This window comes from Lysobacter niastensis (assembly GCF_015453285.1).
GTDB classification, from domain to species: domain Bacteria; phylum Pseudomonadota; class Gammaproteobacteria; order Xanthomonadales; family Xanthomonadaceae; genus Lysobacter_J; species Lysobacter_J niastensis.
This window is the reverse complement of record NZ_JADLZT010000012.1, coordinates 108,239-135,022: the sequence shown is the minus strand read 5'-3', so window position 1 is coordinate 135,022 and position 26,784 is coordinate 108,239. Positions and strand designations below refer to the sequence as shown.

The window sequence follows — 26,784 nt, the reverse complement described above, 5'->3', positions numbered from 1 at the left end:
GGTTACGGCGGTACCCAGCTTCCCGGCATGCGCAGGCGACTGTCGTACATGCACCTAATGCCAGCCTACGGGCTGGCATTGGTCGTTTACCTGATCGCAATCAGCTGGTCGCAGCCGATTCTGGATCTGTTTGGCTTCCGTCAGGCGCAGACCGCGCTATCGGCGTACTGGCTTGTACGAGGCGCCCCTTTCTGGAGCTACATCACCCCGGTCACGGGATACCCGTGGTCGATTCCGTTCGAGGTTCCGGTTTATCAGCTTCTGGTGGCGGAGTTCGCGCCCGGAACTTCGCTCATCGATATCGATCGCACGGGCAGGGTGCTCAGCGTCGGGTTCTTTCTTGCAGCCTGCGCGCTCGTCTACCGGGTTGCTTTGCTCTGGAGCGGTGATCGCAGGACGGCGCTGCTCTGCATGGGGGCGCTGCTGGCTTCACCTCTGATGGCGTTCTGGAGCCGGGCGGTGATGATTGAGTCCACGGCGCTTTGCCTTGGCATTGCATTCGTATGGTGCCTTGCCGAATACGCCCGGTCGCCGCGCTGGGGGTGGCTGGTCTGCGCGGTGCCAGTGGCTTGTGCAGGCGCCCTGGTCAAGATCACCACGTTCTTCGGTTTCGCATTCTTCGCAGCGGGTGCAATCGCGATCCAATGGATGGTGGCAGGCGATGCCGCCCAGAGGAGGCGAGCGGCCATTTTGGCCGTGTATGGCTCGGTGGCAATCCTGCTGTCACTGCTAAGTCTCAAGGTCTGGTTGCTGCACGCCGACGCATTGAAGGCGCAGACGCTATGGGGGGATAGCCTCGGTTCGAGCCAGCTCGGGGGTTGGAACTACGGCACGTGGCCGCAGCGGTTGGATGTCGGCTTCTGGCGCAAGGTGGCGCTCAGCCGTTCGGTGCGGGATGGGTTGGGAAGCCCTTGGCTATTGCCTATGGCCCTCGCCATTGTGCTGGCAGCACGGTCCACGCGAATCCCTGGCGTTCTGCTCTTCATCAGCTACCTGATGCCATTTGCTGTGTTCACCAACCTGCACCAGGTTCACGACTACTACCAGTACGCCAACATGGTCTTTGCGACCACCTTGCTGGCGCTTGCAATCCGGAACGTCGCTGACATCCCCAGGGTGGGCTCCTATCTGGGCGCACTGTTCGTACTGCTGGTGTGCGTGCTGTCATGGCAGCACACGTGGAGACGTTATGTGCCCGAGATCGCTTCGGACATGCGGTCGAGCCGGGAAATGCGGATCGCCTCGTTCCTGAAACAGGAAACGGATCCCGGCAGCGTCCTGCTGGTGCTGGGCCTGGATTGGGATGCCGCGTTGCCGTACTACGCTGAGCGCCGCGCTGTCATGATGCCCGACTGGGTAGGTGTCGACCGATTCAAGGCATTGACGGCCTCAAGCAGGCCCTTCGGTGGCAACGCAGTAGGCGCGGTGGTCAGGTGTCCCGGCGCGACACCAGCCGATCCGGAGCGGTCGTCCGCAATCGATGCACTGGTCGAGCGCTATTCACGGGGTCAGCAAGTGCACAGCGTGGCGGATTGTCAGGTAATCGTCGCAAGCCGAGAGAAGAAACATGAGTAAATGTGTTGGAAGCCGTGCAGCCCTTCTGCTGATGCTCGCTGCCGCCGGGTGTGATCGCGACACAGCGTTGCCGGACCCTCAAGCCATCGCTGTTCCGGCGATGACGAAGCCGGAGCCTGTTCAAGTCGCCTCGCAGGATGCTGTGGCGGAGGATCGGCTCGAGGCCGGTCTGTCGATCATGAAGGATCGCGTCGTTGAGAAGCAGGACGCCTTCGCGCCGATCGAAGTGAAGCACCGCTCGAGATACTTCCTTCACCCAAGCGCAGAGCGGAGGGCGTCGATCACCTTTGACGTATCCGCGATCGAATCTCTGGCAATTGCCCCGCACATCGAGGATTTCTCGACCGTGAAGGACTGCGCAGGCAACCCGGCGGCAGGCGTCGTGGACGTCATGTGGCGGTTGGACAAGGGGCCCGAGTCAAAACTGACGGTAGATCGGCATTACGCCGGCACTGTCGGCGTGACGATCGACGGCGCGTCCAAACTCACCATCGAAGTCGACCAAGGAAACGGCGTGCCTTGGTGCGACTGGTTGAGCGTCGGTGTGGTCGATGTGAAGGCGAGCCAATGACGGGGCAGGCCCTCGTCAGCGGGTTCGGAAGGTGTACGTCTTGTGGCCCAGATAGCTTGTAAAGATCGGCACAATCACGCCGATCGCGTGTGCCAGGGTCTCAGGATGGAAGTCCAGGCCGACAGAGGGAAACACGACGCGTGCCAACAGCAGGCTGATACCCAGCGTCTGTAGCACCGCCAGCATGTTGACCGCGATGAACCATCCGGCCTGCTTGTGGATTCCCTCGTTTCCCTCCGGGAAAACGAAAGCGCGATTCAGCAGGAATGCCGTGATCATTCCGATCACGTAGGCGATCACGATGGACGTCGAGTAGTTGAAAACGTTCCCGAGCAGGATTCGCGAACCGAAGTTGGCTGCTGCAGCGATACCACCTGCAATCGCAAAGTAAATGAAGCGCTTCAATGCATGGGCTCCCGCGGTTCACGCAGCACGTGCAGCTGATGGATGGTGATGATGGCCAACGCGGCCAGGACACCTGAGGAGAGCCAGTCGAAGCGCGGGAAGTGTCCCAGCGGCTCGATGACCCAGACCCCCAGGCCATACAGGACGCTGAGGCCCAGCGCCACGACGCCCCATCGTCCCGCAGCCAACAAGGCCATGACCAGACCAAGATGCAGCGCCATCAAGGATTGGTAGGACTGGTGGTGGTTGATGAAACAATCCCACGTTGCCAGCCAGCTTAAGGCGACGGACATCACCGCGAACACCACGAGTCGACGACTGGCCTGCCAATTCTGGTCAGAGCTCTTGCGCTTGTAGGCCGATCCCAACGCGATGAAGCCCAGTAACAGCGCATTGAGCGAAGGGACGATGTTGTAGAAGTCCGAGGCCCGCCAGCGATCCACGATGGAGTGCGCCTGCCCCATCTCGTTCAGCCCGCAACTGTTGCGGAGGCCGAAGAAGATGGTGAGGAGCCCGTCGCGCTTCTTTGCGAGCCATGCTTCCATGCCAAGCTCGCGATAGCTGCGAAGGATCGTGTCCAGAACCCCGAGCTCCCGCTCGTCGAAGCCGAAGGTTCCGGCGAAAGCGAACTTCACCAAGGCATTCCCGCTGAAGTGCGTGCTTGCCTGCCACAGGTTCCACGGCAGCATCAACGCGACTGCAACTGCGAATGCAATCGAAGCGCCCCTTATCGACGGAAGGCCGCGGTAGAAGACGGCCAACGCCAGCATGGCCAATATGCCGAAGGCGCTGCCGCCATGGGTAAGCAGGCCCAAAGCCGACAGAGCAGCCGCTGTCGCGAGCCCAACGTCATCGTCGCGAAGCCTGAGCGTCGGCTTTTCCAAGCCCAGAAGGATCCACGCAGCCGCAAGAGTAAGTGTGCCGCTCAGTAGCTTGGGCCAGGTGAACAGACTGTTGAAGATGAACAATGGACACAACGCCAGGATCGCGATGGTCAACATGACTCGGAGGCGCGACATGCCGAGACCAGGGAGCACAAGCGCCAGGAAGGCGGCCCATACGGTGTTCAGCACCACACCGATCGCGAGTTGAAACGTGGGAAGCAGCATCGTGCCGTCGTTGAGGCGGCCAAGTCGCTCGAAAATGTCGTGGAGCGCAGCGTGCCACCCATAGGACAACGGTGGACGATCGGCGAGCGACCATACCGAAAAATCCGACAGGTCTTCGTGATTGCCCGATACAAGGACCCGCGACACGAATCCAGGCAACTGGTTGTCCGTGGACCAGCGGGCTGGTGTGAATCGGCCATTCATCTCCCAGGGGCCAGCACCACTGTCGACCATGGAAGCCAATGCGAAATAGCCGACGGCGGTTGCCAACCATACGCACAAGGCAAACACCACGGGCCGCAGGTCGGCAGACATGGACGCCTGCGAGCGGCGTCCCACCCATTCGCGGACCAGCGCGCCCGTGCCCGTCGTGACCAGTATCAAGGAGAAGAGCAGTCCGACGTGGCGCTCATACCAATAGACGAAGAACTGAGCGAAGCCGATCAGGCCCATGCAGATCAGGCCGGCGCTGGCCGGCGTGATCGGGAGTGATCGCGTTATGACGGCACGGCTGCCCAGCAGGTACCAGCCCGCCATCGTGCCCCAGGCGAAGATGAGGAACCAGAACCCGCCTACCGACGAACGCTTGAGTACGGAAAGTCGAGACAAGCCGTAAGGGGATCCGAGTGCGATGTAATCCCGAGTGCTGGTGGTCACGGCAACAACGCGAACGTCGCCAGCGCAGAACTCCCGCGGCCGTTCGATCAAGACCTCTGACCATTGAGTGTTGTTGCGACTGGTGGCGAGGTAGATCCTGCGGCCCGAGCCCACGCATTCGACGAATGCGCTCACCCCAGATTCCCCTGCGAAGCCGTTGTAAGGAACGGCGAATGGGCCATCCGGAGTGAAGGGCTTCGTGCGTAGCACGCCGGGCTGGCTTCCTCGTTCGGGACTCCAAGAGCGCCAGTAACGCATCTCGGGCGCGGAACGAACACTCTTGCGTTGATCCTTGTGAGGCGCCTCCAAGGGAACGAACGCGCCCTCGACCTGCCAACCATCGGCAGGAATGAGCACGCGTGCCGGCGGCTCCGGCCACGCGAGCAAGGCACCCACCAAGACGAAGGCCGTGATCGCCAGGGCGGCGGCCCAGCGTCGCCAGTGCGCGCTCCATGCACTCATTCCGCGCGATCCGCCAATACAACCGACACAAGCCGGTCGGCCGTGGCGATGCTTTCGTTGATCGAGCGGTCCTCAGGGTAGTAGTACGACGTATCAGCCATATAGAAGCCATCGACCGGGGTCTTCATCGGCGGGAGCATGGCCTGGAAGGCAGGCGGACAGATGGTCTGCGCAAAATCGTAGCGATGGCAGTGGCTGGCCAGCACCCAGTCCTGGCGGAACGCCGGATTGAGCTTGCCGAGGTAACCGATAACCTCGTCGATCAGCTCCTGATTGGGCAGTGACCATTTCGGATGGGTCTTGGGCATGTAGAAAGGCGCGTACAGGATGTGCTCGCCCTCGCGGGTGCCCGGATTGAGATTGGAGTACTCGATTACACCCGGGATCTCGATCCGCTCGTCACTGATGTTCATCCAAAAGTTCTCGGTGAGTGCGTGCCTCAACTTGAGAATCACGCATGCAACCGGAATGTTCTCGATGGCGCGCACCTTGCTGGCGAAATCCGCCGGCAGGCCCGGCACCATCGCGGGCACATACTGGATAGGTGCGGTCGACAGTACCGCGTCCATCGGATGGAACTTGCCCCCCACGTCCACGCCGGAGACGCGATCGTTCTCGACCACAACGCGATCAATTCCGCAGCGAAGATGGATGCGTCCCCCGAGTTGGACGATCTTCCGCTCCATGGCCTCAAGGAGCGTCTCCGAGCCGCCCTCGATGTAACCGAGACTCTCGTTGAGCAGGTTGCGGCGCGACAACGCGATTCGCTTGATGCGCGTGCCGATCCAGGAGGCCGACAGGTTCTCGGTGTACTCGAAGAATTTGAGCTGGAATGTACGGCGCCAGAGAACGTCGTAACCGCGCTGGCCTAGCCACTTGCGCAGCCAGGTGGTCGCGTTCTCCTTGTCCAAGGCCGTCCAGTCCTGGATCCCCTTCGTCGTCATGACGTGCAGCGCGTACCGGAACTTGCTGACGATGTCGAGCTTGGGAAAGGAGAGCAGGGCGAACGGCGTCCCCCACTTGTAGAGCGTACCGTCGTAGTAGTAGCCCATCTTGGTGTCCGTCCACTTCAGCGTGTCGGACAGTCCAAGTTCTGAGAGGAGTTCGAACAGCGGGTAATCGGTCTTGCAGATGAAGTGGTAGTAACGCTCGATCTTGAGGCCGTCGAAGTCGAAGCTTGCCGACATGCCGCCGATGCGGTCGTCACGCTCGTAGATGTCGACCTCGTGACCGGCCTCCAGCAGGCGCATCGCTGCCATCAGCCCCATAGGACCGGCGCCGACAACTGCGAACTTCCTGCGGTTATTCATAATCGTATCCATGACTCATCGCTTGAGCACAATGTGCCCGTAGGTAGGGTCGCAGTAGCTCTCTCGTACCGCGGCTTCGAAGGAGTGCTGGCGGACGCCGAAGACGGTTTCGGTGTCGACGCCGTTGAAGTCGTCGCCGGCCGACAAGGCCTTGAGTTGGTCCGCCGTGAACGGAGGCTTCTTGCTGAACAGCGCGTAGGTGCGCAGGAGGATGGCAAAGAAGCCAATCGGGATATGGACGATCAGCGTCCTGAGACCCTTCACGCGCTTGATAGTCTTGATGATGTCGACATAGTCGATCCGGGTGTCTCCGACGATGTCGTAGATAGTCCCGTCCGGCTGGCGCTCAATGCACTTGATGATGCAGCGGCAGAAATCGCGTTCGTACAACGGCTGGCGCATGAACTTGCCGTCGCCAGGAATCGGGAAAACAGGCGTCCTGGCCATGAAGCGCGACAACCAGCCCAGGTGCTTGGGATCGAACCACCCGAACATCAGCGTCGGACGCAGGATGCTGTGGCTCAGGCCGCTGGCGACGACCATCGCCTCCTGGATCTTCTTGGTCTCGGTGTAGTCGTCGGTGGCGACGGAGTTGACCACCGAAGAGCTGATATGAACGACATAGGGAACTCGATGCCGCTTGCAGGCGTCCAGTACGAGACGCGTGGCGTCGATGTTGTTGCGGTCGAAGAGGTCGCGGGTTTTCCCAGTGATCTGTGCATGCAATTGCACCACGATCTGGGCTTCCGAGAAGGCGGCCTCCCAATCGCCGGGCTCGGCAAGATCGGCATGCACCGTTTCTACGTCCGGGTGAAGCTTGCGCAGGATCTCAAGGTTGTGGGCGTGCTTGTCGATGGCCACCAACCGGGTGTAGCCCTGCTGCTTCATCTCGACGATGAGGTTCTGCCCCACCAGGCCGGCGGCGCCGGTGAGCACTATGCGTTGATTCTTGCCGGGAGGCGACATCAGAGCTTGATCCTGCGGAAAACGAACTCGGGGATATGGGTGATCACCAGCATGATGCCGGCCCAGAACCAGGGCAGATAGGCGACCGCACGGCGCTTGTCGATGGCGGCGACTATTCCACGAGCAACCTGATCGGGCTTGGCCCACAGGGCGCCCTTCTTGAACTCGCGAGTCATCGGTGTGTCGACGAAGCCAGGCTTGATCGTCAGCACGTTGACGCCACGGGGGGACAGGCTCTGGCGCATGCCACTGAGGAACGCGGTGACTGCCGCCTTTGCGCTGCCGTAAAGGTAATTGCTGGCGCGGCCGCGGTCGCCGGCGACAGAGGAGATCACCGCGAGCGTGGCGCCGTCGGAAAGGCGCGGGGCGATGGCCGTGGCCAGCGCGATCGTCGAAGTTCCGTTGGTTGCGAACTCCTGCATCGCGTACTCGACCGATTGCTCGCATCGGGCCTGGTTGGGCAGGGTGCCGTGCGCGATCAATGCCACGTCCACACCACCCATGGCGGACCAGGCCGCTTCGATCATCGCTGCGTGCGCTGCAATGTCGTTGATGTCCAGGCGATGGGTGGTGACGCCATGCGCGCCGCGAACCCGGAGGTCCGCGGCGATCGCGTCCAGGCGTTCCAGGTCGCGCCCCACGAGAAACATCCCCGCGCCGCGTGATGCGAACTGACGCGCAGTGGCTTCGGCGATGGCGGATGTGGCGCCGATGATGACAACTCGTTGCATGTTCACTCCATCACCCGGCGCCAGAGCCCGGATGAGAAACGGGGGTCGATGTATTGGGAGAACGCCCGCCATTGCGGGAAGGCGTCGCGGAACAGCGCGCCGGACATGCGCGCGTCCTTGGCCGGGTATACGGCTCCGCCCGCCTCGGCGACGATCGCGTCCAGGCGGTCGAGGAGCCTGAAGGTTTCCTCGCCGGCATTCGGGAAGTCGAGTGCCAGCGTGGTGCCCGGGCGCGGAAAAGACAGCATGCCGAGCGAAGACCTATCTCCGAACTCCTTGAGCACGGCGAGGAAGGAGCCGGTACCGCTGCGTGCGATCGCCTTGAGCATGTCGGCGATGCCATCGCGGGCAGCTGCCGGTGGCAGCACGCACTGGTGCTGCAGGAATCCACGCGGACCATACATGCGATTCCAGTGCGCGATGCCGTCCAGCGGATAGAAGTACGGCACGTAATGCGAACTGCCGCGTTTGGTCCGCGTGAGCTGGCGGTGGTAGTAGAGCCAGTTGAACGGCTTGAGGCTGAAGCCGTTCACCAGCGAAATGGGGGGCACAACGGGCATCGAAAGGCGGGATGATCGCGGCGTGGCTGCGCCTGCCTCGCCTGGCGCATGGTCTGCACGAAGGAAGTGGCCGCGCCCGAGCGAGCGTCCCTGTGCGAGGCAGTCGACCCAGGCAACGGTGTACTCGTGCGTGGCGGCCGATTCGGCGGACAGTGCGAAGAACTCGTCGAGATGTCCGAAACGGATCGATTCGGCCTCCATCCAGGGGCCCGGAACGCGACGCAAGCGGATTTCTGCCCACGTGATCACACCGGTCAGTCCGAGTCCGCCCACCGTGGCTTCGAACAGCCCGGATGCGTCACCCGGAGCGAGCACCGTGCGCGAACCGTCGCTGCGCAGCAGCTCGAAGCGCAGCACGTGGTGGCCGAACGTGCCGGCGCGGTGATGGTTCTTGCCGTGGACGTCGTTGGCGATCGCGCCACCGATGGTGACGTAGCGAGTGCCCGGCGTCACCGGCAGGAACCAGCCTTGCGGCACCGCCAGGTCCAGGATCTCGGCCAGCGTGACGCCCGCTTCGCACTGCAACACGCCGGTGGCAAGGTCGAATGCCATGTAGCGATCGAGACTACGCACATGCAGCAGCGTGCCGTCCGGATTGAGGCAGCTGTCGCCGTAGCTGCGACCATTGCCGTAGGGCAGGGCGGTGCCTTCGAAGTCAGGCAGCGGGGCGCGGCGATCGCTCAGCGGTACCAGTAGCTGGTGTGCCTTCGGGTATCCACCCCAGGATTGCCCCATTCCCGACATCAGATCGCGCCCAGCACCAGCAGGCCGCAGATGGCGATGACGATCTGGCTGACCCGATCGGTCACCGCGAACACCACCGGGTCATCGTCCATGCCGCCCCGATGCGCCTTGATCCATGCGCGGCTGATCCAGTAGAGCAGCATCGGGCAGATCAACCACAGCACTTGCGGACGACCGTAGAGCGCGATGCTCTCGGGGCTGTTGATGTAGAGCGCGAAGACGAGCACGGCGAGGTAACCGCTGGCGGCGCCGAGCGACTGGATCAATGGCAGGTCGTCCACTGCGTATCCGCGGCCGCTGGCTTTCTCCTGGCCGTTGGCCAGCATCGCCGCAAGCTCGGTATAGCGCTTGAGCATGGCCAGGCTGAGGAAAATGAACATCGAGAAGGCCAGCAGCCAGAACGAAAGCGGCGAGTCGATGGCCGCTGCGCCGCCGATGATGCGGATCGTGTACAGGCCCGCGAGCACCACCACGTCCACCATCACCACGCGCTTGAGCCGCAGCGAGTAGGCGAGCGTCATCACGTAGTAGCCGGCAAGGACAAGCGCGAACAACGGACCCACCAGCCAGGCGAGCGCAAAGCCCGCCAAGGTCAGCATCGGTGCGGCCACCAGGCCGTGCAGCAAGGGCAGTGCGCCGGCCGCGAATGCACGCAACCGCTTGCGCGGATGACGCCGGTCCGAAGGCAGGTCCAGCAGGTCGTTGAGCACGTAGACGCCCGACGCGCACAGTCCGAACGCCAGGAAAGCGATGCCGGTCTGGGCCACGGAGGCTGCGTCATAGAAGCGATGCGATGCCAGCAGCGGCAGGAACACAAGCAGGTTCTTCAGCCACTGGTGGACCCGGATCGCCTTGATCCAGGTATTCAGGTTGCCGCGCCGTGCCGGCAAGTGCCTGTCGACGGTCGTCACCTGCGCGGCGCGGCGCGCGAGGGATTCCGGTCCATTGACGACCCAGGCGCCACGCGAACGCGACCAGACGTCGAGGTCGATGCTCTCATTGCCGGCGTAATCGAAGCCGCGTTCGCCGAAGCGCTCGACCAGTGCCGAGGCCTTGCGATGCCCGGACAGGTTCAGCTGGCCGTCGCTGGCCAGCACCTGATCGAACACGCCCAGGTGCTGGGCGATGTGATGGGCGAACTTGGCATTGGTGGCCGTACACAGCACGCGCGGGCGCGCCTTCGTTTCGCGCAGCAGCGAGACCAGGCGTTCGTCGTAAGGAAGCGTTGCCGGATCGAGTTCGACCCGGGACGCAATCTCGTGCTTGAGCGCGGCCTTGCCGCGCAACAGCCAGAATGGGAGCAGAAAGAGGTAGAGCGGGTTCCGGCTGAGCAACGCCAGCAGGGATTCGTACAGCACATCCGATCTCAGCAGCGTGCCGTCCAGATCCACGCACAGCGCCACGTTTTCCGACCCCGGGCGGTTACCGTGCTCCATCACTTGCTCCCCTTCGGCCAGCATTGGCTGGCCGCCTGCAAGAAAACATTTTATCAACGGGCATCGCGCATTTCCGGCAGGACGTAACCCACGTCCCGCCGGAATGCGGCACACGTCACGCCAACGCCTTTTCCACTTCAGGCAGCAGCGTGAACAGATCGCCCACCAGCCCGATGTCGGCGATCTCGAAGATCGGCGCATCGCTGTCCTTGTTGATGGCCACGATCGTGCCGGCGTCCTTGATGCCGGTCAGGTGCTGGATCGCGCCGGAGATACCGACGGCGATGTACAGCTCAGGGGCGATGATCTTGCCGGTCTGGCCGACCTGCAGTTCGTTCGGCACGTAACCGGCATCGACAGCAGCGCGCGACGCGCCGACCGCGGCACCGAGCTTGTCGGCGAGGTTGTAGATGACCTTGAAGTTCTCGGCCGAGCCGACGCCGCGACCGCCCGAGACGACGCGGCGCGCGCTCTGCAGGTCGGGGCGGTCGGACTTGCCGGCGGCCAGGCCGACGTAACGGGTGTGCGACGGCAGGGCGGCTTCGACCGACGCGGATTCGACCGCGGCGCTGCCGCCCTTCGCAGCCTCCGGCCACGACGCGGTGCGCACGGTGGCGACGACGGTGTGGTCGGCCGGGGCCTCGACGGTGACGATGGCGTTGCCGGCGTAGATCGGGCGCTTGAAGGTGTGGCTGCCTTCCACCGCCATCACGTCGGACACCTGGGCGACGCCCAGCAGCGCGGCGACACACGGCATCAGGTCCTTGCCGAACGTGGTGCTGGGGCCGAAGACATGGCTGTAGCCGGCAGCGAGCTTGGCCACCTGCGGTGCCTGCACCTGGGCGATGGCGTTCGCGTTGGCGGCGCTGGCCACAGCCAGCACCTTGCCGACGCCCGCGATCTGCGCGGCTTCGGCGGCGACAGCGGCCGGTTCGGCGGCCAGCACGACGATGTCGATGCTGTCGGCCTTCAGCGCCTGCGCGGCGGACACGCACTTGGCGGTCGAGGGGTTCAGCTTGCCGTCCAGGTGTTCGGCGACGATCAGTACCTTGCTCATCACAGCAGCCCCTTAGCCTTGAGTGCGGCGACCAGTTCGGCCGCGTCCTTCACCATCACGCCCTTGCTGCGCTTGGCCGGCGGTGCGTAGTGGGTGGTCTTGAGCGTGTCGCCCGTATCGACGCCGAGGTCGGTGAAGTTGAGCGTTTCCATCGGCTTGCTCTTGGCCTTCATGATGTCCGGCAGCTTGATGAAGCGCGGCTCGTTGAGGCGCAGGTCGGTGGTGACCACGGCCGGCAGGTCGACTTCCAGCGTTTCCAGGCCTGCGTCGACCTCGCGGGTCACGGTGGCCTTGCCGCCGGCGACCTCGAGCTTGGAGGCGAACGTCGCCTGCGGGCGGCCCCACAGCGTGGCCAGCATCTGGCCGGTCTGGTTGGCGTCGTCGTCGATGGCCTGCTTGCCGAGGATGACCAGGTCCGGCTGCTCCTTCTCGATCAGCTTGAGCAGGGTGCGCGCGGCGGTCAGCGGCTGGATCGGCTGATCGGTGACGACATGGATGGCGCGGTTGGCGCCCATCGCCAGCCCGTTGCGCAGGTGGGCCTGGGCGTCGGCCGGCGCGATCGTGGCGACCACGACTTCGGTGACGATGCCCTTGTCACGCAGGCGAAGGGCTTCTTCGAGCGCGATTTCGTCGAACGGGTTGGCCGACAGCTTGACGCCGTCCGTGACCACGCCGGAGCCGTCAGGCTTCACCTGGATGCGGACGTTGTAGTCCACGACGCGCTTGTAACCGACGAGGATCTTCATCGTTCGGGGATTCCTTTGGGGGGATGCGCGGCACTGAGGCCGAGAACCGCTAATTCTAGCGGAGTGAGGGGCCCTACGCAGGCGAATAGGGGCTGGCTGAATCGGGCCGGATGCCCGGGTGGAGCCGCGCCCAATCCGTTAACCTTGCGCCCGCAGTCCCCATGCGGAGTCGAAATGCTTCATCCGGTGATCCTGAGCGGCGGCAGCGGCACCCGGCTCTGGCCGCTATCGCGGCAGAACCAGCCCAAGCAGTTCCTGGCGTTGATGGGCGACCACTCGCTCTACCAGGAGACCGTGCAGCGGGCGAACCAGCTGCCCGCGGCACAGCCGCCGGTCACCGTGTGCAGCGAGGAGCATCGCTTCATGGTGGGTGAGCAGTTGCAGGCAGTGGGGATCGCCAGCGGCGGCATCCTGCTCGAGCCGGTGGCACGCAGTACCGCGCCGGCCATCGCGCTGGCGGCGCTGCACGTGCTGGCCAGGGATCCGGAGGCAACCCTCCTGGTGATGCCGGCCGACCACCTGATCGCCGACGAAACCGCCTTCCGCGAAGCCGTGTCCGCGGCGGCGCGGCTGGCCGAGGATGGCTGGCTGGTGACGTTCGGCATTACGCCGGACTACGCCGAGACCGGCTACGGCTACATCCTGCGCGGCGAAGGCCTTGGCGAAGGCGGCTACCGGGTGCAGCGATTCGTCGAGAAGCCCGATCTCGCCACCGCCGAGCGCTATGTCGCCGAAGGCGTCTATGCCTGGAACTCCGGCATGTTCCTCTTCCGAGCCCGGCGTTACCTGGACGAACTCGCACAGCATGCGCCCGCGATCCTGCAGGCGGCGCAGGCAGCGTATGCCTCGTCCAAGGCCGACCTCGACTTCATGCGCATCGATCGCGACGCGTTCGCGGCCAGCCCCAGCGATTCGATCGACTACGCGGTGATGGAGAAGACCAGCCGCGCGGCTGTCGTGCCGGTCAGCTGCGGCTGGAGCGACATCGGTTCGTGGTCGTCGTTGTGGTCGGTGGCCGAACGCGATGGCGACGGCAACCGATACGAAGGTGACGTGATCGCGGTCGACACCCGCGACAGCCTGGTGCGCGCATCCGACCGGCGCATGATCGCGACGATCGGTGTCGAGGACCTGGTGATCGTCGATACCGCCGACGCCACGCTGGTGGCGCGAAAGGACCGCGTACAGGACGTCAAGGCCGTCGTCGACCGGCTCAAGGCCGCGGGCCGCACCGAGCACCTGTTCCATCGCCGCGTTTACCGGCCGTGGGGCAGCTACGACTCGATCGGCGTAGGGTCGCGCTTCCAGGTCAAGAAGATCGTGGTCAAGCCCGGCGCTGCACTGAGCCTGCAGAAGCATGCGCACCGCGCCGAGCACTGGATCGTGGTGTCCGGCGTGGCCGAGGTCACCTGCGACGACAAGGTATTCGACCTGCACGAGAACGAGAGCACGTACATCCCGCTGGGCAGCGTGCATCGTCTGCGCAACCGTGGCACCGAGCCGGTCGAATTGATCGAAGTGCAGTCGGGCCACTACCTCGGCGAGGACGACATCGTCCGTCTCGAGGACGTGTACGGGCGCTCCTGACGCGTGACGATCAGGCGGCGGACGCGTTCGTGGCGAGCGCGTCTGCCAGCAATGCGGCCAGCCGGTCGGCGCTGTCGCCGCCATGGGCCAGGAACAGCGACGGCTCGCACAGCTCCAGTTCCAGCAGGCACGGTTCGCCTTCGCCGTCGCGGATCAGGTCCACGCGTGCATAGAGCAGCGGCGTCTGCAGGCGCAGCTGCTCCTTCGCGGCGGCGATGACGCGTTCGGCGAGCGCGCGTTCGTCATCGCGCGGCGTACGTGCGGTGATGGCCTCGGCAGCGAACAGATGCGAGGTCGGTCCCTCGTCCGGCCGCAGCAGCGGACCCTTCCTGATCGCGTGGCTGAACGTGCCAGCGAGGAACATCAGCGCGGTTTCGCCGTCGTGGTCGACGGAGGAAAGGTACGGCTGCAGCATCACGCTGCGCTCTGCGTCCAGCAGGCGCGCGATGTGGTTGGCGGCAGCGAATTCCTGCTCGCGCGAATAGCGCTGCGCATCGCGCGAGCCCGCGCCGACCGCGGGCTTCACCACGAACTCGGCGGCTTCGGCATGGGCAGCCAGAAACCCCTGCAGCACCGGCAGCGGCTCAGCGTCGGGCTCGACGAATCGCGTAGGCACCACGGCCACGCCGCGTGCAGCAAGATCGGCGAGGTAGTGCTTGTCCGTGTTCCAGCGCACCACCGGCAATGGATTGATCAGCCGGCTTTGCGCGGACACCCGTGTGCACCAGTCAATGAACTCCGGCAGGCGGTCGACGTAATCCCAGGGCGAGCGCAACAGCGCCGCATCGAAACGTCCCCAGGCCACGCTGGGGTCGTCCCAGGCGCGCACCTGGGTGTCGATGCCCGCACGCGTGCAGGCGTCGAGCAGGATCGGGAGATCGTCGTCCAGGCCTGCGGCGGCGATCGCGGTGACGAGTGCGAGTCGGGGCATGGCCGAAGTCTAGAGGCTGTCGCGGCTTCCTGCCGCGTCACCATGCCCGAAAGTACGGTGCGGCGCGTCACGGGGGCGGGGTAAACTGCCGGCCTCGCATTGATTCCCCGACGGAGCCGACCATGGCCGAGGCCGCGACGCGTGCCAAGACGAAGTTGTACCCCAGTGCCGAGGCGGCGCTGAAGGGCGTGGTGGCCGATGGCCAGACGCTCGCTGTCGGCGGGTTCGGCCTGTGCGGCATCCCGGAGGCGCTGATCGTCGCGCTGCGCGACTCGGGCGTGAAAGGGCTGACGGCGATCTCCAACAACGCCGGCGTCGACGGCTTCGGCCTCGGCCTGCTGCTGCAGACGAGGCAGATCCACAAGATGATTTCGTCCTACGTCGGCGAGAACAAGGAGTTCGAACGCCAGTTCCTGTCCGGCGAACTCGAACTCGAGTTCAACCCGCAGGGCACGCTCGCCGAGCGCCTGCGCGCTGGCGGTGCCGGCATCCCGGCGTTCTTCACCCGCACCGGTTACGGCACCATCGTCGCCGAGGGCAAGGAAACCCGCGAGTTCGACGGCCACCACTACGTGATGGAAACCGCGCTCAAGGCCGACGTGTCGCTGGTGAAGGCGTGGAAGGCCGACAAGGCCGGCAACCTGGTGTTCCGCAAGACCGCGCGCAATTTCAATCCGGCCTGCGCGATGGCCGGCGCGATCTGCATCGCCGAAGTCGAGGAGATCGTCGAGGTCGGCGATATCGACCCCGACCACGTACACCTGCCCGGCATCTACGTGGACCGCATCGTCCACAACCCCAATGCCGAAAAGCGTATCGAGCAGCGCACCGTGCGCGCCGGTTGAGCAAACGAGAACAGGACCCGACACCATGGCTTGGACCCGCGACCAGATGGCGCAGCGCGCCGCCCGCGAACTTACCGACGGCGCATACGTGAACCTTGGCATCGGCCTGCCGACGCTGGTGGCCAACTTCATTCCGGAAGGGATGGACGTGTGGCTGCAGAGCGAGAACGGCCTGCTCGGCATCGGCCCGTTCCCGACCGAGGCCGAAGTCGATGCCGACCTGATCAATGCCGGCAAGCAGACCGTGACCGCGCGTCCGGGCGCCAGCTATTTCGGCAGCCACGACTCGTTCGCGATGATCCGCGGCGGCCATATCGACCTGGCGATCCTGGGTGCGATGCAGGTCACCGACCAGGGCGACCTCGCCAACTGGATGGTGCCCGGCAAGATGGTCAAGGGCATGGGCGGCGCGATGGACCTGGTGGCCGGCGTCAAGCGCGTGGTCGTGCTGATGGAGCACACCGCCAAGAGCGGCGAACACAAGATCCTGCCGCAGTGCACGCTGCCGCTGACCGGCGTCGGCGTGGTCAACCGCATCATCACGGAGCTGGCGGTGATGGACGTGACCGAAGGCGGCCTGAAGCTGGTCGAACTGGCGCCCGGCGTCAGCGAGGACGAATTGCGCGAGAAGACGGGCGTAGCGTTCGCCTGACCGCAGGCTCCGCTGACAAGAAAGCCGCCATTACTGGCGGCTTTTTTTGTTCCTGCTCAGAGGTTCTGGTAGTTCGGACCCGAGCCGCCTTCCGGCGTCACCCAGTCGATGATCTCGTACGGGTCCTTGATGTCGCAGGTCTTGCAGTGCACGCAGTTGGCCGCATTGATCTGCAGGCGCTTTCCACCTTCGTCGCTGACGATCTCGTAGACGTTGGCGGGACAGAAGCGGGTGCAAGGGTTGTCGTATTCCTCGGCGCAACGCGTCACGCAGATGGAGGTGTCGCGCACCTTCAGGTGCACGGGCTGGTCCTCGTCGTGCTCGGTCGCGGCGAAGTACACGCCCTGCAGGCGGTCACGCGGTGCGAGCGTGCGCACCAGGTAATCGTGCTTGGGCTGCTCGTGCTCGCCGACCTTGTCCAGCGCCGACCAGTCCGGCTTGTTCTTCAGCGTCCACGGCGACAGGCCGGCGGTGATGGTTTCCCACGCAGCGTTGAGCATGCCGAACCACAAGCCGCGCTTGAAGCCGGGCTTGATGTTGCGGACCTTCTTGAGCTCGGCCATCGCGTCGGATGCACGCAGCTTCGCATCGAAGCCTTCCGGCGCCAGCTGCGACGCGACCAGGTGCTCGGCGGCGAGCATGCCGGAGCGGATTGCCTGGTGGGTGCCCTTGATCTTGGGAACGTTGAGCAGGCCGGCGGTATCGCCGATCAGCATCGCGCCGGGCATCTCGACCTTCGGCAGCGACTGCCAGCCGCCGGTGACGATCGCGCGCGCGCCGGCCGAAAGGATCGTTCCGCCTTCGAGCAGCGCCTTCACCGAAGGATGGTTCTTCCACTGCTGGAAGGCTTCCCACGGCTTGTACTCCGGATCCTTGTAGTCCAGGCCGCTGACGTAGCCCAGGGCGATGCGGCCCTTGTCCAGGTGGTACAGGAAGCTGCCGCCGTAGGTCTGGGTGTCGGCTGGCCAGCCGAAGCTGTGCACGACCTTGCCGGGCGTCACCCGGTCTTCGGGAACCTGCCACAGCTCCTTGATGCCGATCGAGTAGCCCTGCGGGTCGCTGTTGGCGTCGAGCTTGAACTGTTTGACCAGTCGCTTGGTCAGGTGGCCGCGGGCGCCTTCAGCCAGCACGGTGACCTTGGCGCGGATGTCGATGCCGGGCGTGTAGCCGGGCTTGTGCGAACCGTCTCTGGCCACGCCCATGTCGCCGATGCGCACGCCAATGACTTTGCCAGTCTCGTCGTGCAACGTTTCGGCGGCGGCGAAGCCCGGATAGATCTCCACGCCCAGCGCTTCGGCCTGCGGCGCCAGCCAGGCGCACGTCGCACCGAGGCTGACGATGACGTTGCCATGGTTGTTCATGCCCGGAGGCACCGGCAGCTTGCGGCCGCCCGCCTTGCTGAGCAGCCAGAACTCGTCCTCGACCACCGGCACGCAGATCGGCGGCGGGTTGTCGCGCCAGTTGGGCAGCAGGGCGTCGAGCGGGCCGGTCTCGATGACCGCACCCGACAGGATGTGGGCGCCGATCGTCGAGGCCTTCTCGATCACGCAGACCGAGATCTCGGGGTTGAGCTGCTTGAGGCGGATGGCGAACGACAGACCGGCCGGACCGGCACCGACGGTGACGACGTCGTACTCCATGACGTCGCGTTCGATGGTGGGGTCCTGCTGGCTCATGGGTGGCTCCGCTTGCGGCTGACTGCGATTGGTTTGCTTCAACCGTGGATTGTCGCGGGTTTGCCGCGGGTGCGGCAAATCGAGCGGGTGGAGCCGCGTGCTAGCGTGGCCGCATGTCCCTGTCGCCGCTGCCGTTGGCCGACGCCGAGCTGGCCTTCGATCCGGCCTGGCTAGCGCCCACCCGGGCCGACGCCCTGTTTGCCGGCCTGCGCGGGCAGGTGCCCTGGGAAGTCCACCGCATCCGCATCTTCGGCCGCGAGGTCGACTCGCCGCGCCTGAGCTGCTGGATCGGCGACCCCGAGGCCCGCTACCGCTATTCCGGCACCCTGTTTCAACCGCACCCTTGGCCGGACCTGTTGCGGCCGGTGCGCGACCGGCTCGAGGAGGAGCTGGGCGCGGGCTTCAACAGCGTCCTGGCCAACCTGTACCGGAACGGCCACGACGCGATGGGCTGGCACAGCGACGACGAGCCCGAGCTGGGACCGGCGCCGGTGATCGCCTCGCTCAGCCTGGGCGCGGCGAGGCGCTTCGCCTTGCGTCATCGCGACGATCCGGCGAGGAAGCTTGCCTTCGAACTGCCGCACGGCAGCCTGCTGGTGATGTCCGGGACGACCCAGCGCTGCTATCGGCACTCGCTGCCGCGCACCGCGCGGCCGGTCGGCGAGCGCATCAGCCTGACCTTCCGCACCATCCGGCCGCGCTAGCGCGGCAATGTGTTGGCGTGCTGCTGGCCGCTGCTCAGTGTCCAGCCGGCGAGGTCCCGGCTGATGTCCGACAGCGCCTGCTCGAACGCGGCCACGACGTCGGGAATGGCGGTCGTGGCCGCAGGACGGGCCTCCAGGAAGGTGTGCGAAGCCACCACCTGCTGGGTCTGCATGTGCATCAGCTTCGCCGCGACCTCGATCGTCGCCGACGGCACCGCTGCCTGGCCGTAGTCGGACTCGAACCGGCGCACGTCCACCAGCAGCTTGTAGTCGGCGTTGAGGCCGCTGCCCTGGCGCGCGACGGCGGTGATGCGATTGGAATCCTCGAACGCGCGCAGCAACGAGTCCTCGATCATGTTGCTGGGGCTCTTGCCCCAGCGCGCGCCCTTGTAGATCTGGACCTCGTTGGGGGACGGCCGCACGAAGATGCGCAGGCTGTCGCCGCCACGCAGCGAGGTCGGCGGAGCGACCATCAGCTGCCACTTCACCGAAGGCCAGGTCGGGTCCGCCTGCACGCGCGGATCGGGCACGTAGATCGTGCTCTCGTCGCGCGGCTTGTCGTCGATCAGAAGCGACGTGCAGCCGGCCACCAGGGCCAACAGGGCGATGGCACCGCCGAGGCGGAGGCCGTGCCAGGTGCGGCGCGAGCCAGGAGGAAGCAGTCGCATCGTCATTGCGGTTCGAACTCCTTGGGCGCGTCGCGGCCGAGCAGGTAGCGCGTCGGATTGCTGTCCAGGCGATCGCTGATCCGGCGCAGGTCGCGCACCAGCGAGCGCAGCTCGGTCAGGGCCGGACCGAGCTGGCCCAGGCCCTCGGTGGTGAAGCTGTGGATCGCGGCGCGGTTGTCGGTGAGGATGCCGTTGGCGCCGCTGGCGGCCGAGTCGAGCTTGCCGAGCGTGCTGTCGAGCTTGGCGATCAGGCCCGGCAGTTTCTCGACCAGTTCGCGGTCGACGTTCTCGACCGCGCGGTTGGTCGTGGCGAGGGTCTTGTTGAGCTGCTCGCTGGACTGGCGCGCGTTGACGATCAGCGTCTGCAGGTCTTCGCGCTGCGACGCGATCGATCCGGTCAGGCTCTCGATGTTCTCCAGCGTGCTGGAAACGCGCCGCACGTTCTCGTCGCTGAGCACCTGGTCCAGCCGCGCCACCAGCCGGTTGGCGGTGTCGGCGATGTTCTGCAGCGCGGAGGCTTCGGTCTGGATCACCGGGATCTCGCGGCGGTCCACGTCAGCCAGCGCCGGGCTGCCGGGGCTGCCGCCGGTGAGCTGGATGATCGGCGTGGCGGTGATGCTCGGAACCGAGATCTTGGCGCGCGTGTCGGTCTTGATCGGTGTATTGGCCTGCACCCGCAGCTTGGCCAGTACGCGGCGCGGATCGTCGGGAGCCAGGCGCAGGGTTTCCACGGTGCCGACCGCGATGCCGTTGTAGAGGACCGAGCTGCCTTCCGAAAGGCCGGTGACCGGTTCGTTGAAGATCACCGCGTATTCGCTCCACTCCTTCTCCGAGGAGTATTTCGCCGCCCACAGCGCGAACAGCAGCAGGAACAGCGTCACGATCAGCGTGAACGCACCGATGAGGACGTAATTGGCTTTTGTTTCCATGTCAGTTGCCTCCCTCGCGGGCATCGCGCGCGCCCCGCGCTCGCGGGCCGTGGAAATACTCCTGCACCCACGGATGGTCCAACTGTTCCACCTCGTGCAGCGGGGCGCAGGCGATGACCTTGTGGTCGGCCAGCACCGCCACGCGGTCGCAGATAGCGTATAGCGTGTCCAGGTCGTGCGTGATCAGGAACACCGTCAGCCCCAGCGCCTGTTGAAGCGTGCGGATCAGGCGGTCGAAGGCCGCCGCGCCGATCGGGTCGAGGCCGGCGGTCGGTTCGTCCAGGAACAGCAGCGGCGGATCGAGCGCCAGCGCGCGCGCCAGGCCGGCGCGCTTGCGCATGCCGCCGGACAGTTGCGATGGCAGCTTGTTGATCGCGTCGGCCGGCAGGCCGGCCAGCTTGACCTTCAGCAGCGCCAGTTCGTAGCGCCATGAGTCCGGCAAATCCGCGTGGTATTCCTTGAGTGGTACCTGCACGTTCTCGCCGACGGTCAGCGACGAGAACAGAGCCCCATCCTGGAACAGCACACCGGTGTTGCGCTCGATCATCCGGCGCAGGTCCGGGTCCTCGCTGCGGGCATCGAGCCCGAGCACCTCGATGCTGCCCGCGTCCGGCCTGCGCAGGCCGAGGATGGATCGCATCAGCACCGATTTGCCGGAACCCGAGCCGCCGACCACGCCGAGGATTTCGCCGGGGCGCACGTCGAGGTCGACACCGTCGTGCACCACCTGCTCGCCGAAGCGGTTGACCAGGCCGCGCACGCGCACCATCGTCGCGGCTTCGCTGGCGGGCTTGAGCTGCGCGGCCATCAGAAGCCCATCTCCATGAACCAGATCGCGGCGAAGGCATCGAGCGCGATCACGATCGAGATTGCCTGCACCACGCTGGAGGTGGTGCGCTCGCCGACCGACTGCGCCGTGCCCTCGACCTGCAGCCCTTCCAGGCAGCCGATCAGGCTGATCACCAGGGCGAAGAACGGCGCCTTCGCCAGGCCGACCAGGAAGTGGCGGAGTTCCATCGTGTCGTGCATGCGGGCGAGGTACTGCTGCGGCGGGATGTCCAGGCCGTAGGCGCCGACGGTCAGGCCGCCGAGCAGGCCGAACACCATCGCCACGAACGTCAGCAGCGGCAGCATGATCAGCAGGGCCAGCACGCGCGGGATCACCAGCAGGTCGATCGGGTCCATGCCCAGCGTGCGGATCGCATCGACCTCCTCGCGGCTCACCATGGCGCCGATCTGCGCGGTGAACGCGCTGGCGGTGCGGCCGGCCAGGATGATCGCCGTCAGCAGCACCCCGAACTCGCGCAGGAACGAGATGCTGACCAGTTCGACGACGTAGATGACGGCGCCGAAGTCGCGAAGGATGTTGGAGCCCAGGAACGCGATCACCGCGCCGACCAGGTAGCACAGCAGCGCGACCAGCGGCACCGCGTCGAGGCCGACCTGTTCCATGTGGAAGACGGTCGCGGTCGGACGGAAGCGCGTCGGTTCCTTGAACATGCGCAGCAGCTTCATCAGCACTTCGCCGAAGAAGCCGATCAGCGCCAACGCTTCCTTCCAGTCGTCGTGAACGGCGCTGCCGAGGCGGGCGAGGGCGGCGCTGACGCCGTATTCCCTGCGCTTGCGCGGACGGTCGTCGGCGACGTCCTCGATGGCCGCGACCAGCGCACGGTGCGATTCGTGGAAGACGAACGTGTCGAAATCGAGTTCCCGGCGCCGCGCGAAGCGCAGCAGTTGCAGCACCGCGGCGGTGTCCAGGCGGTCGACCGTGCTGGCATCGACGGCGACGGCATCGCGCGGCACGCCCGACAGCAGTTCGCCAATGGCGAGCGCATGCTCAAGCGTCCAGCTCCCGCTCAAGCGCAGGCGCGAGGGCGGTGGGCCGTCAAGGGCGATCTGCGGTGGCGTCGTCGCTGAGGTAACGGTCATTCGGGGCCTCGGCCAGCAGGATACAGGCTTGCCCGGCTGGCGTGAGCGCCGCGTGCGCACGGTTCCGCAGGCCAGTCGGTATGTTTCGTCCAATCCCGCCGATATCCGCAAGGCCATCTGTTGGCAGGACATGGGCACATGCGATGCTTCGCGTCATGTCACATCCCACGCCCCTCAATTCCGTCAGCTACGCCGCCCGCATCAACTTCGTGGTCGAACTGGCCGAGCGGCTGCATGCCTACGGCACGACCGCGCAGCGGCTGGAAGGGGCGATCTCGGCCGTTGCGCATCGGTTGAAGCTGGATTGCGAGCCGTGGTCCAACCCGACCGGCATGATCCTGACCTTCAGCGATCCACAACGGCCGCTGGGCGACAGCGATACCACGCGCGTGATCCGGCTCCCGCCCGGCGAGACCGACCTGTACCGGCTGGCGGAAACGGATCGCATCGCCGAAGACGTCATGGCCGGCCGCCTCGGCCTGGCCGAGGCGCACGCGCAGATGGAGCAGCTCGACCGCCCGCCCACGCGACGCCACCGGATCATGCAGGTGCTGGCGTTCGGCATGGCCGCGACCGCCATCGCCGGCGTGCTGCGTCTGCCGTGGCTGGATATCGGCGTGGCCGGACTCAACGGGTTGATGATCGGATTGTTCGTGCAGATGGCGGAGTTCCAGCCCACTCTCAAGGAGGCGCTGGAAGCGGTGACGGCGATGTTCGCGGCGACGGTGACACTGCTGGTGTCGGCCTTCATCGCGCCGCTCAACCAGAACACCGTGATCATCGCTTCGCTGATCGTGCTGCTGCCCGGCATGGCGCTCACCAACGCGATGAACGAGCTGACCAGCCAGCACCTGGTGTCGGGCACCGCGCGTTTCGCCGGCGCGGTCACCACCGTGCTGAAGATGGCGATCGGCGCAGCGATCGCGCTGTACATCGCCGACCTGGTCGACCTGCACCCGCAGGTGCGTGCCTCGCGCCCGCAGGACCAATGGGTGGAATGGGTCGCCCTGGTCGTCGCCGCGTTCGCGTTCGCGGTGCTGTTCCGTGCGCAGCGTCGTGATTACCCGAAGGTGATGGCGGCGGCGGCGGGCGGCTTCCTGATCTCGCGGTTCGGCGGCCAGGCGTTCGGCAGTCCCGCCGGCATCTTCCTCGCCGCGCTGGTGTTGACCGCGGCCGGTAATGCCTACGCGCGCTGGTGGAATCGCCCCGGCGCGATCTTCCGCGTGCCCGGCATCATCATGCTGGTGCCGGGCAGCACCAGCCTGCGCGGCTTCCTGCAGCTGATCCAGCAGCAGGACGTGGATGCCGGCCAGACCGCGCTGCTGGCGGTGCTGAACATCCTGCTGTCGCTCATCGCAGGACTGCTGCTCGGCAACCTGCTGCTGCCGGCGCGGCGCAACTTGTAACTCGGGGGAGATTCGCCTCCAACGAAAAACGCCGGGGCGAGCCCCGGCGTTTTTTGTTCAAGCCTTGCCCGTCACCTGAAGAATTACTTGATCAGGAAGTCTTCAGGCTTGCGGCCGGTGGCGGTATAGGCCGCCATCCAGCGCGGCTGCTTGCCGCGGCCCGACCAGGTCTCGCCGGGATTGGCCGGGTTGCGGTACTTCGCCGCGACCTTGCCCAGCGCCTTGCGCGGCTTGCGGCTGCGTGCCGCGGCCGGCGCCTTCGCGACGCTGCTGCCACCGCCACCGCCGAACAGCTCGGCAATGCTGTATCCCTCGGCTTTCGCAAGCTGGGTCAGCTTCTTGCGGACCAGGGCGATCGGCTTGCGCTTGTTGAGCGTGGTCTTGCGCTTCTTCGCCTGGCTGATCAGCGAGTCGAGTTCCTTCGCGGACAGCGAGCTGATGTCGATCGACATGAAAACCTCCGGATTATGGCGATGATTTTCGGCCGCCGTGGCGGATGGCCGGATCATAATCCGGCCTTTATCTGCCAGTAAATCCCGAGTTAATGCCTCCGGCGCTGGAATCAGGCCTTGCCGGCCAGCCGGGACAGTACGGCGGCGCGGTCGAGATTCTCGGCTTCGCTGGCCAGGCGGTGGCGGTATTCGAACGTCCCGGCCGCCAGGCCGCGTTCGGACACCACGACCCGGTGCGGGATGCCGATCAGCTCGATGTCGGCGAACATCGCGCCCGGGCGCAGTCCGCGGTCGTCCAGAGCGGTCTCGATGCCCGCGGCGTTGAGCTCGCGGTACAGCGCCTGCGCGGCTTCGGAGACGGCGGCGTCGTTCTTCGGATTGATCATGCAGACCACGGCCTGCCACGGCGCCATGGCTTCCGGCCAGGCGATGCCGTTCTCATCGTGGTTCTGCTCGATGGCGGCTGCGACGATCCGCGAGACGCCGATCCCGTAGCAGCCCATCGCAGGCGCGGCGGCCTTGCCGTTGTTGTCCAGCACGGTCAGCTTCATCGCTTCCGAATACTTGCGACCCAGCGCGAACACGTGGCCGACCTCGATGCCACGCGCGATGCCCAGCGTGCCGTGGCCGTCCGGCGACGGGTCGCCCTCGACGGCGTTGCGGATGTCGGCGACTTCGTGCGGTTCCGGCAGGTCGCGACCCCAGTTGACGCCGGCGAGGTGGAATCCCTTCTCGTTGGCGCCGACGACGAAATCGGCCATCGCCGCGACGCTGCGGTCGGCGACGATGCGGATCGCCTTCTTCGGAGCGACAGGTCCGAGGAAGCCCGGTTCGCTGCCCAGGTGCTGGTCGATCTCCTCTTCGGTCGCCAGGCGGTATTCGCCCAGGCCGGCGAGCTTGGACAGTTTGATCTCGTTGACGACGTGGTCGCCGCGCACCAGCGCCAGCACGAACTGAGGGTTGCCCTCCGCATCCTCGCCCATCAGTGCCACCGACTTCACCGTGCGCTGCAGCGCGATGCCCATCAGCGCGGCGACGTCCTCACAGGTCTTCTGCGTCGGCGTATCGACCTTGTGCATGGCTTCGGCCGCCGCGGCGCGCGGGCCCGGCGACACGGCTTCGGCCAGCTCGACGTTGGCGGCGTAGTCCGAGCCGCTGGAGAACGCGATCGCGTCCTCGCCCGAGTCGGCCAGCACATGGAACTCATGCGAGGCGCTGCCGCCGATCGCGCCGGTGTCGGCGAACACGGCACGGAACTTCAAGCCCAGGCGGGTGAAGATGCGGCCGTACGTGTCGTACATGTTCTTGTACTCGCGGCCCAGGTCCTCGTCGGTGAGGTGGAACGAATAGGCGTCCTTCATCAGGAACTCGCGCGCGCGCATCACGCCGAAACGCGGGCGGATCTCGTCGCGGAACTTGGTCTGGATCTGGAAGAAGTTCACCGGCAGCTGCTTGTAGCTGGCCAGCTCGTTGCGGGCGAAGTCGGTGATGACTTCCTCATGTGTCGGGCCGTAGCAGTACCAGGCCTCCTTGCGGTCCTGCATCTTCAGCAACTGGCCGCCGAACTTCTCCCAGCGGCCGGTTTCCTCCCACAGCTCCTTCGGCTGCACCGACGGCATCAGCACTTCGATCGCGCCGGCGGCGTTCATCTCCTCGCGCACCGCGCGCTCGACCTTGCGCAGCACGCGCAGGCCCAGCGGCGACCAGGTGTACAGGCCTGCGGCGAGCTTGCGGATCATGCCGGCCTTGAGCATCAGCTTGTGGCTGACGATCTCGGCCTCGGCGGGGGTTTCCTTGCTGGTGTGGAGGTGGAACTGCGACAGGCGCATCGGCGGGACTTCGGGGACGTAGGGAAGCGGCCATTTTGCCGTGCCGGCGACGCCGGCGCGAACTTCACCGCAGCCGTCCGGTCACTCGCGATCGCCGTGGACCTCGATCCCGGGCCGGGGTTCGCGGTCGACGCGTTCGTAACGCCGGCCTTTCGGAGGCTGATCGGTGACCTGCAGGCGTCCCTGCGCATCGCGCCAGCGGTACAGCACGGGGCGGGCGTCCTCGGCATCGGCGGCGCGGGCCGCCGCGGCTCGCGCCTGCTTGCGCTCGATGTCGGCCGGGGTGTCGCGCGAGGTCCACCAGGCCACGCCGCCGCCCAGCAGGATGCCGGCGAGGATGGCCCAGCCCAGGCGCATCAGGGCGCTTACGGCGTGGCGGAAGCGGTCGGCGTGCACCAGGCCTTGATGCCGGCCTCGGCCAGCTGGACCTGGTCGGCGCGCTGGTCGGCGCTCAGTTCGGCGTCGGGCTTGCCGTCGTTGTTCGCGTCCAGGCCGACCGGGGCGTTGCTCTTCAGGCGCTCCAGGTTCTGCCGGGACGCGGTGCACTGCGGACTATCCGCGGCCTTCTCGGCCTTCTCGGCCGCCGGGGCCTGCCCGGCCTGCGGAGCGCCGGCGTTGACCGTACTCTTCTTGTAGGCCGAATCCTTTGGCGGGGCGTCCGAGTAGTGGGTGACGCCCTTGGCGTCCTTCCAGCGGTAAACCTCTCCAGCCGTTGCCGGCAGCGCGGCCACCAGCAGTACGGCGGTCAGCCCGAGCAGGGCGGGGAAGCGGGCGGGGCGGGACATGGGCGGCTCCGGTAGGCGGACAACCTCGACGAGTCACGATTGCAGCACCGCCGCGCCAGCGA

26 protein-coding genes are annotated in these 26,784 nt (G+C 65.8%); 7 read left to right on the top strand and 19 right to left on the bottom strand.

The genetic code is table 11. The features are described from left to right. Window positions 1-27 precede the first annotated feature (27 nt). Both IU514_RS18240 and IU514_RS18235 read left to right on the top strand, forming a co-directional pair. Window positions 28-1,575, top strand: coding sequence for a glycosyltransferase family protein (locus IU514_RS18240; RefSeq protein WP_194932569.1), 1,548 nt, complete (start codon window positions 28-30; stop codon window positions 1,573-1,575). Window positions 1,576-1,606: 31 nt separating this feature from the next. Continuing rightward, window positions 1,607-2,146 (top strand): hypothetical protein, encoded by a 540-nt coding sequence (locus IU514_RS18235; RefSeq protein ID WP_194932568.1) that lies wholly within the window; start codon window positions 1,607-1,609, stop codon window positions 2,144-2,146. Window positions 2,147-2,161: 15 nt separating this feature from the next. Here the strand turns inward: IU514_RS18235 and IU514_RS18230 are convergent, their stop codons facing one another. The 9 genes from IU514_RS18230 to IU514_RS18190 form a co-directional block, all read right to left on the bottom strand. Continuing rightward, entirely contained in the window at window positions 2,162-2,551 is a 390-nt protein-coding gene (locus tag IU514_RS18230) for a GtrA family protein (protein ID WP_194932567.1), read from the bottom strand. Further along, the gene (locus IU514_RS18225) at window positions 2,548-4,779 is read right to left on the bottom strand and encodes a hypothetical protein (protein WP_194932566.1); all 2,232 of its coding nucleotides are present in this window, start codon (window positions 4,777-4,779) and stop codon (window positions 2,548-2,550) included. Before IU514_RS18225 ends, IU514_RS18230 begins: the two co-directional genes overlap by 4 nt. After that, window positions 4,776-6,089 (bottom strand): NAD(P)/FAD-dependent oxidoreductase, encoded by a 1,314-nt coding sequence (locus tag IU514_RS18220; RefSeq protein ID WP_194932565.1) that lies wholly within the window; start codon window positions 6,087-6,089, stop codon window positions 4,776-4,778. Before IU514_RS18220 ends, IU514_RS18225 begins: the two co-directional genes overlap by 4 nt. 15 nt (window positions 6,090-6,104) lie before the next feature. Beyond that, window positions 6,105-7,055: an NAD-dependent epimerase/dehydratase family protein gene (locus IU514_RS18215; RefSeq protein ID WP_194932564.1), complete on the bottom strand. Its 951-nt coding sequence runs from the start codon at window positions 7,053-7,055 to the stop codon at window positions 6,105-6,107. Next, window positions 7,055-7,786, bottom strand: a complete 732-nt coding sequence (locus IU514_RS18210; protein WP_194932563.1) for an SDR family oxidoreductase — start codon at window positions 7,784-7,786, stop codon at window positions 7,055-7,057. The genes IU514_RS18215 and IU514_RS18210 overlap by 1 nt, the downstream gene beginning before the upstream one ends. Window positions 7,787-7,788: 2 nt before the next feature. Beyond that, on the bottom strand, window positions 7,789-9,090 hold the full coding sequence (locus IU514_RS18205; RefSeq protein ID WP_194932562.1) for an FAD-binding oxidoreductase: 1,302 nt from the start codon (window positions 9,088-9,090) through the stop codon (window positions 7,789-7,791). Continuing rightward, window positions 9,090-10,526, bottom strand: coding sequence for a UbiA family prenyltransferase (locus IU514_RS18200; protein WP_194932561.1), 1,437 nt, complete (start codon window positions 10,524-10,526; stop codon window positions 9,090-9,092). The genes IU514_RS18205 and IU514_RS18200 overlap by 1 nt, the downstream gene beginning before the upstream one ends. Window positions 10,527-10,641: 115 nt before the next feature. Beyond that, complete coding sequence (locus IU514_RS18195) at window positions 10,642-11,583, bottom strand: electron transfer flavoprotein subunit alpha/FixB family protein (RefSeq protein ID WP_194932560.1); 942 nt, start codon at window positions 11,581-11,583, stop codon at window positions 10,642-10,644. Next, window positions 11,583-12,329, bottom strand: coding sequence for an electron transfer flavoprotein subunit beta/FixA family protein (locus IU514_RS18190; protein ID WP_194932559.1), 747 nt, complete (start codon window positions 12,327-12,329; stop codon window positions 11,583-11,585). Before IU514_RS18190 ends, IU514_RS18195 begins: the two co-directional genes overlap by 1 nt. A gap of 174 nt (window positions 12,330-12,503) precedes the next feature. Here IU514_RS18190 and IU514_RS18185 point away from each other — a divergent pair, with 174 nt between their 5' ends. Further along, entirely contained in the window at window positions 12,504-13,916 is a 1,413-nt protein-coding gene (locus IU514_RS18185) for a mannose-1-phosphate guanylyltransferase/mannose-6-phosphate isomerase (RefSeq protein WP_194932558.1), read from the top strand. A 10-nt stretch (window positions 13,917-13,926) separates the two neighbouring features. On the opposite strand, the gene IU514_RS18180 is transcribed toward IU514_RS18185, so the two are convergent. Next, a complete protein-coding gene (locus IU514_RS18180) occupies window positions 13,927-14,847 on the bottom strand; it encodes an ATP-grasp domain-containing protein (protein WP_194932557.1) in 921 nt (306 codons plus the stop codon). Window positions 14,848-14,969: 122 nt separating this feature from the next. Between IU514_RS18180 and IU514_RS18175 the strand changes: the two genes are divergently transcribed. Next, window positions 14,970-15,692, top strand: coding sequence for a CoA transferase subunit A (locus IU514_RS18175; RefSeq protein WP_194932556.1), 723 nt, complete (start codon window positions 14,970-14,972; stop codon window positions 15,690-15,692). 25 nt (window positions 15,693-15,717) lie between these two features. Then, window positions 15,718-16,344, top strand: coding sequence for a CoA transferase subunit B (locus IU514_RS18170; protein ID WP_194932555.1), 627 nt, complete (start codon window positions 15,718-15,720; stop codon window positions 16,342-16,344). Window positions 16,345-16,400: 56 nt separating this feature from the next. On the opposite strand, the gene IU514_RS18165 is transcribed toward IU514_RS18170, so the two are convergent. After that, window positions 16,401-18,020, bottom strand: coding sequence for an electron transfer flavoprotein-ubiquinone oxidoreductase (locus tag IU514_RS18165; RefSeq protein WP_194932554.1), 1,620 nt, complete (start codon window positions 18,018-18,020; stop codon window positions 16,401-16,403). Between the two features lie 113 nt (window positions 18,021-18,133). Between IU514_RS18165 and IU514_RS18160 the strand changes: the two genes are divergently transcribed. After that, on the top strand, window positions 18,134-18,724 hold the full coding sequence (locus IU514_RS18160; RefSeq protein WP_194932553.1) for an alpha-ketoglutarate-dependent dioxygenase AlkB family protein: 591 nt from the start codon (window positions 18,134-18,136) through the stop codon (window positions 18,722-18,724). Here the strand turns inward: IU514_RS18160 and IU514_RS18155 are convergent. The 4 genes from IU514_RS18155 to IU514_RS18140 are packed head-to-tail and all read right to left on the bottom strand — an operon-like array spanning window position 18,721 to window position 22,250. After that, the gene (locus IU514_RS18155) at window positions 18,721-19,392 is read right to left on the bottom strand and encodes an ABC-type transport auxiliary lipoprotein family protein (RefSeq protein WP_194932592.1); all 672 of its coding nucleotides are present in this window, start codon (window positions 19,390-19,392) and stop codon (window positions 18,721-18,723) included. The two genes, IU514_RS18160 and IU514_RS18155, sit on opposite strands and share 4 nt — an antisense overlap. A gap of 2 nt (window positions 19,393-19,394) precedes the next feature. Continuing rightward, the gene (locus IU514_RS18150; RefSeq protein WP_194932552.1) at window positions 19,395-20,321 is read right to left on the bottom strand and encodes an MlaD family protein; all 927 of its coding nucleotides are present in this window, start codon (window positions 20,319-20,321) and stop codon (window positions 19,395-19,397) included. A gap of 1 nt (window position 20,322) precedes the next feature. Then, window positions 20,323-21,129: an ABC transporter ATP-binding protein gene (locus tag IU514_RS18145; protein ID WP_194932551.1), complete on the bottom strand. Its 807-nt coding sequence runs from the start codon at window positions 21,127-21,129 to the stop codon at window positions 20,323-20,325. Beyond that, window positions 21,129-22,250, bottom strand: a complete 1,122-nt coding sequence (locus IU514_RS18140; protein WP_194932550.1) for an ABC transporter permease — start codon at window positions 22,248-22,250, stop codon at window positions 21,129-21,131. The genes IU514_RS18145 and IU514_RS18140 overlap by 1 nt, the downstream gene beginning before the upstream one ends. A 155-nt stretch (window positions 22,251-22,405) precedes the next feature. Here IU514_RS18140 and IU514_RS18135 point away from each other — a divergent pair, with 155 nt between their 5' ends. Beyond that, a complete protein-coding gene (locus IU514_RS18135) occupies window positions 22,406-23,656 on the top strand; it encodes a threonine/serine exporter family protein (RefSeq protein ID WP_194932549.1) in 1,251 nt (416 codons plus the stop codon). Window positions 23,657-23,739: 83 nt separating this feature from the next. Here the strand turns inward: IU514_RS18135 and IU514_RS18130 are convergent, their stop codons facing one another. The 4 genes from IU514_RS18130 to IU514_RS18115 all read right to left on the bottom strand — a co-directional run bounded on the left by IU514_RS18130 (window position 23,740) and on the right by IU514_RS18115 (window position 26,722). Next, entirely contained in the window at window positions 23,740-24,108 is a 369-nt protein-coding gene (locus IU514_RS18130; RefSeq protein WP_194932548.1) for an H-NS histone family protein, read from the bottom strand. A gap of 110 nt (window positions 24,109-24,218) precedes the next feature. Next, a complete protein-coding gene (locus tag IU514_RS18125; protein WP_194932547.1) occupies window positions 24,219-25,937 on the bottom strand; it encodes a proline--tRNA ligase in 1,719 nt (572 codons plus the stop codon). Window positions 25,938-26,018: 81 nt separating this feature from the next. After that, window positions 26,019-26,294 carry a DUF4124 domain-containing protein gene (locus IU514_RS18120; protein WP_194932546.1) on the bottom strand — a complete coding sequence of 92 codons (276 nt, stop codon included), beginning with the start codon at window positions 26,292-26,294 and terminating at the stop codon, window positions 26,019-26,021. Window positions 26,295-26,302: 8 nt separating this feature from the next. After that, window positions 26,303-26,722, bottom strand: coding sequence for a DUF4124 domain-containing protein (locus IU514_RS18115; RefSeq protein ID WP_194932545.1), 420 nt, complete (start codon window positions 26,720-26,722; stop codon window positions 26,303-26,305). Between the last annotated feature and the right edge of the window lie 62 nt (window positions 26,723-26,784).